General features: G+C 36.3%; 7 protein-coding genes. 5 read left to right on the top strand and 2 right to left on the bottom strand.

Annotated elements, in window-relative coordinates; translation table 11 throughout:
• Positions 1-58: 58 nt before the first annotated feature.
• Entirely contained in the window at positions 59-1,180 is a 1,122-nt protein-coding gene (locus CLV90_RS08720; protein ID WP_133687131.1) for a PQQ-dependent sugar dehydrogenase, read from the top strand.
• Between the two features lie 91 nt (positions 1,181-1,271).
• Here CLV90_RS08720 and murQ read toward each other — a convergent pair whose 3' ends face one another.
• Positions 1,272-2,084 carry an N-acetylmuramic acid 6-phosphate etherase gene (gene murQ, locus CLV90_RS08715; RefSeq protein WP_133687130.1) on the bottom strand — a complete coding sequence of 271 codons (813 nt, stop codon included), beginning with the start codon at positions 2,082-2,084 and terminating at the stop codon, positions 1,272-1,274.
• Between the two features lie 4 nt (positions 2,085-2,088).
• Positions 2,089-2,838 (bottom strand): DeoR/GlpR family DNA-binding transcription regulator, encoded by a 750-nt coding sequence (locus CLV90_RS08710; RefSeq protein WP_133687129.1) that lies wholly within the window; start codon positions 2,836-2,838, stop codon positions 2,089-2,091.
• A 204-nt stretch (positions 2,839-3,042) separates the two neighbouring features.
• On the opposite strand from CLV90_RS08710, the gene nagB reads away from it, so the two are divergent.
• From nagB to CLV90_RS08690, 4 genes are read left to right on the top strand one after another with little or no spacing between them, the layout of a single operon-like run.
• Complete coding sequence (gene nagB / locus CLV90_RS08705) at positions 3,043-4,971, top strand: glucosamine-6-phosphate deaminase (RefSeq protein WP_133687128.1); 1,929 nt, start codon at positions 3,043-3,045, stop codon at positions 4,969-4,971.
• Positions 4,972-5,029: 58 nt separating this feature from the next.
• Complete coding sequence (locus CLV90_RS08700; protein WP_133687127.1) at positions 5,030-6,565, top strand: glycoside hydrolase family 10 protein; 1,536 nt, start codon at positions 5,030-5,032, stop codon at positions 6,563-6,565.
• On the top strand, positions 6,549-7,823 hold the full coding sequence (locus CLV90_RS08695; RefSeq protein ID WP_133687126.1) for an MFS transporter: 1,275 nt from the start codon (positions 6,549-6,551) through the stop codon (positions 7,821-7,823). Before CLV90_RS08700 ends, CLV90_RS08695 begins: the two co-directional genes overlap by 17 nt.
• Entirely contained in the window at positions 7,816-9,369 is a 1,554-nt protein-coding gene (locus tag CLV90_RS08690; RefSeq protein ID WP_133687125.1) for a glycoside hydrolase family 3 protein, read from the top strand. Before CLV90_RS08695 ends, CLV90_RS08690 begins: the two co-directional genes overlap by 8 nt.
• The last annotated feature ends 8 nt before the right edge of the window (positions 9,370-9,377 follow it).

Here is a 9,377-nt window from a genome sequence, read left to right as displayed (position 1 = left end):
CTTATATTTTATCTTTTAAAAAATCATGTGTTCTATAACATAATTCTAACGCTCGTATATGAAAAATAGTATCATCTTTAATCTTTTATTCGTTGTATCGCTAAATTTATCTTGTGCACAAAACATTGAAAATAAGATAAATACACCAAAAGAGTCGGTATTTACAGCAGAGCTGTTCGTCGATGAGCTACAGATTCCATGGGGGTTTACCTTCCTTCCTGACAATAGTATTTTAATCACGGAAAAAGAAGGTAAATTGATTCATTTTAACAATGGAAAAAAAACGATAATCGGTAATATTCCTGAAGTTTATAATCGAGGTCAAGGCGGATTATTAGATATTGCCCTTCATCCTAAGTACAAAGAGAACGGATGGATATACCTCACTTATGCATCAATTGAAGGTGATGAAAAAGGCGGACATACAGCATTGATGAGAGCAAAATTGAAAAACAGTAATTTGACAGAAACTCAAATACTATACAAGGCAGTACCTAACACTACAAAAGGACAACATTTTGGATCTAGAATTGCTTTCGACAATGACGGATATATCTACTTTTCTATCGGTGAACGTGGCGATAGAGATATTAACCCGCAAGATATTAAAAGAGATGGTGGTAAAATTTACCGTTTACATGACGATGGGCGCATACCGAAAGACAATCCGTTTATAAACGAAAAAGGCGCAAAGACTGCAATTTACAGTTACGGACACAGAAATCCGCAAGGATTAATAAAGCACCCAATAACAGGCGATATTTGGGATAACGAACACGGACCAAGAGGTGGTGATGAAATAAATATTATCAAAAAAGGAGCTAACTACGGATGGCCTTTAGTTACCTACGGTATCAATTATGGCGGCACCCCAATTACCGATAAAACAGAAATGAGCGGAATGGAGCAACCCATTCACTATTGGGTACCATCTATTGCTCCTAGCGGAATGGAGTTTGTAACTACGGATAAATACAAAAATTGGAAAGGGAGTCTATTGGTTGGATCTTTAGCTTTTCAATATTTAGAAAGATTAGTAATGGATGGAAACAAAGTAACCGCCCGTGAAAAATTAATGGACGGACTAGGTAGGGTACGTGCCGTAAAACAAGGTCCCGATGGTTTTATTTATGTCGCCGTTGAAGGAAAAGGTATCTATAAACTAATTCCGAAAAAGTAGCATAATAGCAAGCTTACAAAATCAAAAAAGGTCTGTAATCAAATTAAGATTACAGACCTTTTTTATGATAGTATAAAATTAGAAAAGTTACTTACTCCCTACCGGCATCAATCGCTAGTTTTACAGAACCATGTTCTTTTAACAAAGCTTCAGCTGCGGCGTATTCAATATTCAGCCCTTCCATGATATAACGTGTTCCTCGATCAACTAACTTATCATTACTCAATTGCATGTTTACCATCTTATTCCCTTTAACCCTACCTATTTTGATCATTAAAGCAGTAGATATCATATTTAATACCAGTTTTTGAGACGTACCACTTTTCATTCGCGTACTACCGGTAAGAAATTCTGGACCTACATTTATTTCAATAGGAATATCAGCAATTCTAGCAATCGGTGCACCAGGGTTGTTGGTAATTGCAGCCGTTAAAATTCCGTTATTCTTGGCATCTTCCAAGCCACCAATTACATATGGTGTACTACCTGATGCTGCAATACCTACAACTACATCGTTGGTATTAATAACATGAGCTTTCAAATCTAGCCAAGCCTGCTTAGTTGCATCTTCGGCATTTTCAACCGCTTTTCTAATAGCGGTATCTCCACCAGCTATTAAACCCACCACACGTTCATGTGGCATACCAAAAGTTGGCGGAATTTCAGAAGCATCTAGAATCCCCAATCTACCACTAGTACCCGCACCTATATAAAAAAGTCTACCACCTTTATTGAATCTTTCTGTTAAGGCATCTACAAGTTTAGTTACTTGCGGGATCGTCTTTTCAACCGCATCGGCAATCTTCTTATCCTCCTCATTCATTTTTTGAAGAATAGTAGTGGTATCCATCAACTCTAAATTGTCGTGGTTCGACGGAGTTTCGGTAATTTTCTTGTAATCCATATACTTATAAAATTTTTATATCGTGATTTCTAAACGCCTTTAGCAATGTATCATCGGGCTTTAATTCTGTGATCATGGTATTAATAGAATTAATATCACAAGTCTTATAGCGGTGTTGTGAATTCAGTTTTTCAGAGATAGACAATAAGACCGTTTTCTTTGATGCCTTAATCACCGCCTTTTTAATTTGCACAATATCCCAATCAAACTCGGTTAAACCAAATGTAGCATCAACATATCCTGTACCTATAAAACTATAATCGAATCGTATCTCAGATAAATGATGAATAGCATTTGCGCCAATAGCAATCTGTGCTTCCTTAGAAATTTGTCCGCCAATAGAAATTACATTAATATTTGCTTTATGAGACAATTCCATAGCCACCGGTAAGCTGATTGTAAAACAAGTAAGGTTTAAATTCTCAGGTATAATTCTTGCAAGCTCCATACAAGTAGTACCGCCATCTAAAAAAATAACGGCACCATCTCGCAACAAACTAACCGCCTTTACCGCTATTGCCGCTTTATCTTCTAGCTTATATATATTGGTATTTCTAGCACTATTGGTCATGTACCCCATAGAGATTGCACCACCATGAACTTTACGCAATTTATTTTCCGCATCAAGCTCTTTGACATCACGCCTTATAGTATCAATTGATACATCTAAAGCCTCGGCAATATCTGTAATAAGTATTCTATTATGTAAGTCAACTTCACTTAAAATGGTTTGTTGACGCTCTTCTTTTAGCATGGAATAGCAGCTTTATATATGTATAATAATTCCAAAGATAATGATTTTTAGCACATGCTGTTTTATGTCGGTAATGTTACTAAAACAAAAATTAATGATTAATTAACAGCAAAATACAGCAATATTTATTGCAAAAAACTGCATTAAATTAAAATAACGCATATATTTGCATGATTTAAAAATCCAAAAATCTACCATTATCTCATGAAAACAACCGTTAAAAATTCTAAGATCGACATCTCACACAAGCCTATAGGTCAGTTTGAAGAAACACGATTCGAAAAAATTCATAATGTTATTTTCGAAGATTCCAATGAAGCTTCGATAATAGTAGCCCATGAAATTGCTGCTTTGATAAAAAAGAGACAAGGGCAAAAGAGAAATTGCGTATTAGGTTTAGCGACAGGTTCTTCACCAATTCGGGTTTATGAAGAATTAGTTCGTATGCACAAAGAAGAAGGTTTGAGCTTTAAAAATGTTATCACCTTTAACTTAGATGAATACTTACCGATGGAGCCGAATAACATTCAGAGTTATTTCTATTTCATGCATGAGCATCTTTTTAATCATGTAGATATACCTGAAAAGAATATTCATATTCCTGACGGTACTGTAAGTAATGAAGAAACTACAGCATATTGTTTAAGCTATGATCGCAAAATAAAAGAGCATGGCGGTTTAGACTTTCAATTATTGGGTATTGGTAGAACAGGCCATGTCGGCTTTAATGAACCAGGTTCTCATTTTAATTCCGGAACACGGGTAATTACTTTAGACCATATAACTCGCGTAGATGCAGCACCTTCTTTTTTAGGTATAGCCAATGTACCTAGAAAAGCAATTACCATGGGGATTGCTACAGTAAGAAAAGCCAAGAGAATTGTTTTATTAGGCTGGGGCGAAAACAAAGCGGGTATCATTAAAAAAACTATTGAAGGCGATATTTCATCACACGTACCAGCAACCTACTTACAAGAACATGACAATTGTACTTTTGTTTTAGATACTGGTGCAGGTAGCCAGTTAACTAGAAACAAAACACCTTGGTTAGTAGATTCTTGCGATTGGAACGAGGAGTTAAAGGCAAAAGCCATGGTTTGGCTTTGTGAAACTACAGGTAAAACTATTTTAAGTTTAACCGATAAAGATTATAACGATAACGGCATGGCTGATCTTTTAGCCTTAGATGATTCTTATGATCTGAATATTGAAATGTTCAATAAATTACAACACACCATTACCGGTTGGCCAGGCGGAAAACCAAATGCTGATGACACCCACAGACCAGAACGTGCTACACCAGCCAAAAAGAGAGTAATCATATTTAGTCCGCACCCAGATGATGATGTTATCTCTATGGGCGGCACTTTTGACAGGTTAGTCGAACAAGGTCATGATGTACATATTGTATATCAAACTTCGGGTAACATTGCAGTTTCAGATACCGATGCTAGAAAATATGCTGAAATAGCTATGCAGATTAATCCGTCTGATGAGGCAAAAAATATTATTAAATCTATAGCAAATAAAAACGAAACTCGAATTGATGCTCCAGAAGTTAGAAATTTAAAGGGAAAAATAAGAAGAGGAGAATCTTATGCCGCAACCAGGTATATGGGACTTGATGATAAAAACGTACATTTTTTAGATCTTCCGTTTTATGAAACAGGTACTATTAAGAAGAAAAACTTATCTGAAGAAGATATTAAGATTGTTGTAGATATTATTAAACAGATAAAACCTCATCAAATTTATGCCGCTGGGGATTTAGCCGATCCTCACGGTACACACAAAGTTTGTTTAGATGCTGTATTTGCAGCATGCGAAGAATTGAAATCAGAACCTTTTATGAAAGATTGCTGGGTTTGGTTGTACAGAGGTGCTTGGCATGAGTGGGATATTAACGAAATTGAAATGGCAGTACCGATGAGTCCGGGGCAAGTATTGAAAAAGCGATATGCTATTTTCTGCCACCAGTCTCAAAAAGACGGAGTAATGTTTCAAGGTGACGACTCTAGAGAATTTTGGATGCGTGCAGAAGAAAGAAACCGCGATACCGCTAATAAATACAAAGCAATGGGCTTATCATCATACGCGGCTATGGAAGCCTTTGTAAGACATAAATTCAACTAACAACTAAATTAAATTAAAAGGCCTATTTTTAGTTTTAAAATGGGCCTTTTTTACATTTATGACAAAACAACTAACACTACTCACCCTTCTACTTTTACTTCTTAATTCTTGTGGAGTTTTTCAATCGCATGAAAAACACCCAAAGAGAGAATTTAGAGGTGTATGGATTGCAACTGTGGTCAATATCGACTGGCCAAAAAATGGCAATGATACTTCTGAGAAACAAAAAGCGGACTACCTTAAAATTCTAGACTTCTACGAAAAAGAAAATTACAATGCTCTAATCGTTCAGGTTCGTGCTGCAGGTGATGCTTTTTACCAATCTGAATACGCCCCATATTCCCGATTTTTAACAGGCAAAGAAGGCACAGCACCAAAATGGAATACAGATGTTCTTGATTGGATGATTAACGAAGCTCATGTAAGAGGAATGGAGTTTCACGCATGGTTAAACCCATACAGGGCAACTTTTGATGAGAATTTCGAAGTACTTTCTGAAACCCATGACTACTGCACTCACCCAGAATGGATTGTGCATTATGGCAAAAAGAATTACTACAACCCTGGGCTACCGGAAGTACGCAAGCATTTTTCTAATATCATTGCAGAACTGGTTTCTAACTATGATGTAGATGCCATTCATTTCGATGATTATTTCTATCCATATAAAATCACCAATGAAGTTTTTAATGACTCTTTAGCATTTGAAACTTATGCACAAAAAAATCAAACTATTGATGACTGGCGACGTAGTAATATAGATTCTCTGGTAAGCCAATCTCATAATACAATAAAATCGATTAAGCCATGGGTACAGTTTGGTATTAGTCCGTTCGGAGTTTGGAAAAACAATTCGACAGACCCAAAGGGCTCCGATACGAAAGCAGGGCAAACTACCTATGAAGATTTATACGCAGACCCGCTACTTTGGATGGAAAATGGGTGGATCGATTACCTAGCACCCCAAGTATATTGGAGTATGGATTTAACTGTAGCCTCTCATACCAAAATTCTAGACTGGTGGTCTAAAAACAATTATGGAACTAACCTTTATGTAGGTAACGGTCCATATAAAATTAGAAACAATAGCGATAAAGCCTGGGACGATATTAAAGAGATCCCCAACCAACTAGAACTCGCCCGAGAGACACCAGAAATTCAGGGGAACATCATGTTCAGCGCCAAATCTCTAATGAAAGATAATGATGATGTGGTTGAATATATTCACAAGAAATATTATAAGTTACCTGCTTTGAATCCTATTTCTTCATTGGCAAAAAATCACATTTCGATGACACCTAAACTTTTAGATGTTTCTTTTGTTGATGATGAGGTTATTCTAGAATACGACGATTTAAGAGGCTTGCGTTATGCTCTTCTATATAAGGCTGGCAGAAAAGTAAAAGAGGAATATTCTATTAAAAAATTACTCTCAAAAAATTTAGTAGAACCGAATTCTAATTCCATTCGCATATCAAAAACAGATTACCGTAAATCATTTTACAGTATCAGCTTTATTGATTTTTATGGCGCAGAAACTAAACCAACAGTCATCAACCTAAAGAACAATCCCAAGAATGATTCAAAAAGATAAAGGCGCCTGGGCATGGGTTCCGGTTTTATATTTCACACAAGGGTTACCGTATGTTTTGGTAGTTACCGTTTCGGTAATTATGTACAAAAAATTAGGCGTTAGCAATGAAGACATTGGGCTATATACGAGTTTACTGTATTTACCATGGGTTTTAAAACCATTATGGAGTCCGTTTGTAGATCTAAAAAGTACCAAGCGTAAATGGTTTTTAGCCATGCAACTTTTAATCGCAATTTCGTTATTGGGCGTTGGTTTAACCTTACCAACCAATATGTTTTTTATATCATCATTAGCCTGTTTTTGGATGGCAGCTTTTGCATCTGCTACAAATGACATTGCCTCAGATGGGTATTATATGTTGGGCTTGACCGAAAAGAAACAATCTTTTTTCGTGGGAATGCGAAGTACCTTTTACAGACTTGCCATGGTAACCGGTGAAGGTTTAATTGTTGTCTTAGCAGGATTTTTAGAAAACAAATATGGTGACAATACTAAAGCCTGGAGCGTAACCATGTCGGCAGCAGCATTTTTAATGTTGATTATGACTGTTGCTACCTTTTTTGTTACTCCGAAATATGAATCTGAAAATATAGAGGACAAAGAAAAACCTGCTGGATTCTTAGAAGTATTTACTTCTTTTTTCAAAAAACCAGGTATTGGCATTGCTCTAGCGTTTATACTTACCTATCGCTTGGGTGAATCTCAATTGGTAAAAATGGCTTCTCCGTTTTTGCTGGATTCTCCCGGTAAAGGCGGATTAGGATATTCAACAGAACAGCTAGGAACAATTTTCGGTACAGCAGGAGTTATTTTTCTTTCCTTAGGAGGAATATTAGGAGGTATTCTCATTTCTCGGGATGGTTTAAAAAAATGGATGCTACCTATGGTGCTTTCATTAAACCTACCCAATATTTTATATGCCATTTTAGCAGTGACAAATACCACTAATATTTATGCAGTAACGGCAACAGTAATTTTTGAAAAATTCGGCTACGGCTTCGGTTTTGCAGCCTTTTTAATGTACCTCATTTATATTGCCGACGGTAAGTCTAAAACATCGCATTATGCCATCGCCACAGGCTTTATGGCGCTGGGCATGATGTTACCGGGTATGGTTAGTGGTTATATTCAACAATGGCTGGGTTATGAAGGCTTTTTCGTTTGGGTAGTTATCGCAGCCTTGCCAGCACTATTCTTATTAAAATTCATTTCTTATCCGGCAGATTTCGGTAAAAAAACATCAGTTCCCAATGAATAATATGATACCTACAAAAGAAGCTATAAAAAAGCTCTCGTTAACCGAGAAAGTCGGACAGCTATTTATGCCCGCAGCTTTTATAAATGATACAGAAGAAGAAATTCAGCAATTAGAAAAGCTGATTTCTGAGCACCACGTTGGCGGACTCTGTTTCTTCCATTCAAGAGCAAGTGCTGCTACCAATTTTGAAGGCAAAAAGAAAGTAGTGGTAAACGAGAATAGTTTTGAGACTTTAAAAAACCTCATCACGAGATATCAAAAAACAGCAACCTATCCCCTATTAATTTCTATTGACGCCGAATGGGGATTAGCAATGCGAATTGAAAATACTCCGCAATATCCATATGCTATAACTCTTGGCGCAAATACTGATAACGAAGCATTAGTGTTTGAAGTTGGCAAGCAGATTGCGAAAGATTGTAAAGCTGCTGGTATACATTGGAATCTTTCGCCTGTGGTAGATGTCAATGTGAATCCGAATAATCCCGTAATTGGGTATCGTTCTTTTGGTGATGACAAGAGTAATGTAGTTACGATGGCAACTGCTTTTGTAAAAGGCACCCAAAGTGAAGGTGTATTTACGAGCATTAAACATTTTCCGGGTCACGGCGATACAGCAACAGATTCCCATTTAGGGTTACCCGTTATTGACAAATCGAAAGAAGAACTTATTGAAAATGAATTGTATCCTTTTCAAAAATTAATAGACGAAGGTGTAGATTCTGTTATGGTAGGGCATTTATCCGTTGCTGCATTAACTACTAATCCAGAATTACCTTCAAGCATTAATAAAGACATTATAACTGGTGTGCTAAGAAACGAAATGGGCTTTGATGGGGTAGTCATTTCAGATGCGCTCAATATGCATGCAGTGTCAAAACATTATCCTATTAAGGGAGAATTAGAATGGCTAGCTTTTAACGCTGGTAATGATGTATTATGTTTTGCCGAACATATAGAAGAAGGCATTCAGCATATCTTAAAAAATGCAACTGAAGCTCAAATTAATAAAAGCGTTGAACGCATTTGGCAGCTTAAAGAAAAGGCAATTACCGAAGAGAGTTTAGAAATAAAATTAACCGACCCTTCTTCTCTAAACAGAAAAATAGCCGAACAATCACTCACTTTACATCATGGTACTGCTGCAGAAATCGCATCATTTAAAACAACAAATTTCTGTACGCTAACCATAAAACGATTTGGCACCGACCAAACGAAGCAAGATATTTTAGATAATATCTTAGAAATGAAAAAAGAAGTTGAACAGGAAACCGAAATCTTACTTCTATTAACTCCGCCACAAATAAAACCGACCAACAAATTCGGATTCTTTGATGAAGAAATCGAATTTATAAATGAATTGATAGCCTCTAAAAATGTTGTGTTATATCACTTTGGCAATCCGTATGCGTTGAAGTTTTTCAAAACCGAAAAAACAACGGCAACGGTAATAGCCTATCAGAATTTCAAAGAGTTTCAAGATGTAGCTACCGAACATTTTTTAGGTAGTATTGAAGCAAAAGGAAAATTACCATTTAATATTTAAAAAAGCAT

Origin of the sequence: Maribacter spongiicola (genome assembly GCF_004364165.1) — a bacterium.
GTDB lineage: Bacteria > Bacteroidota > Bacteroidia > Flavobacteriales > Flavobacteriaceae > Maribacter > Maribacter spongiicola.
The sequence above is the reverse complement of the archived record's forward strand: the minus strand, read 5'-3'. Positions and strand labels throughout refer to the sequence as shown.

Coding starts and splice junctions, on each gene's coding strand:
- CLV90_RS08695 (WP_133687126.1), top strand. CDS start 6,549: ATGATTCAAAAAGATAAAGGCGCCTGGGCATGGGTTCCGGTTTTATAT.
- murQ (WP_133687130.1), bottom strand. CDS start 2,084: ATGGATTACAAGAAAATTACCGAAACTCCGTCGAACCACGACAATTTA.
- nagB (WP_133687128.1), top strand. CDS start 3,043: ATGAAAACAACCGTTAAAAATTCTAAGATCGACATCTCACACAAGCCT.
- CLV90_RS08710 (WP_133687129.1), bottom strand. CDS start 2,838: ATGCTAAAAGAAGAGCGTCAACAAACCATTTTAAGTGAAGTTGACTTA.
- CLV90_RS08720 (WP_133687131.1), top strand. CDS start 59: ATGAAAAATAGTATCATCTTTAATCTTTTATTCGTTGTATCGCTAAAT.
- CLV90_RS08700 (WP_133687127.1), top strand. CDS start 5,030: ATGACAAAACAACTAACACTACTCACCCTTCTACTTTTACTTCTTAAT.
- CLV90_RS08690 (WP_133687125.1), top strand. CDS start 7,816: ATGAATAATATGATACCTACAAAAGAAGCTATAAAAAAGCTCTCGTTA.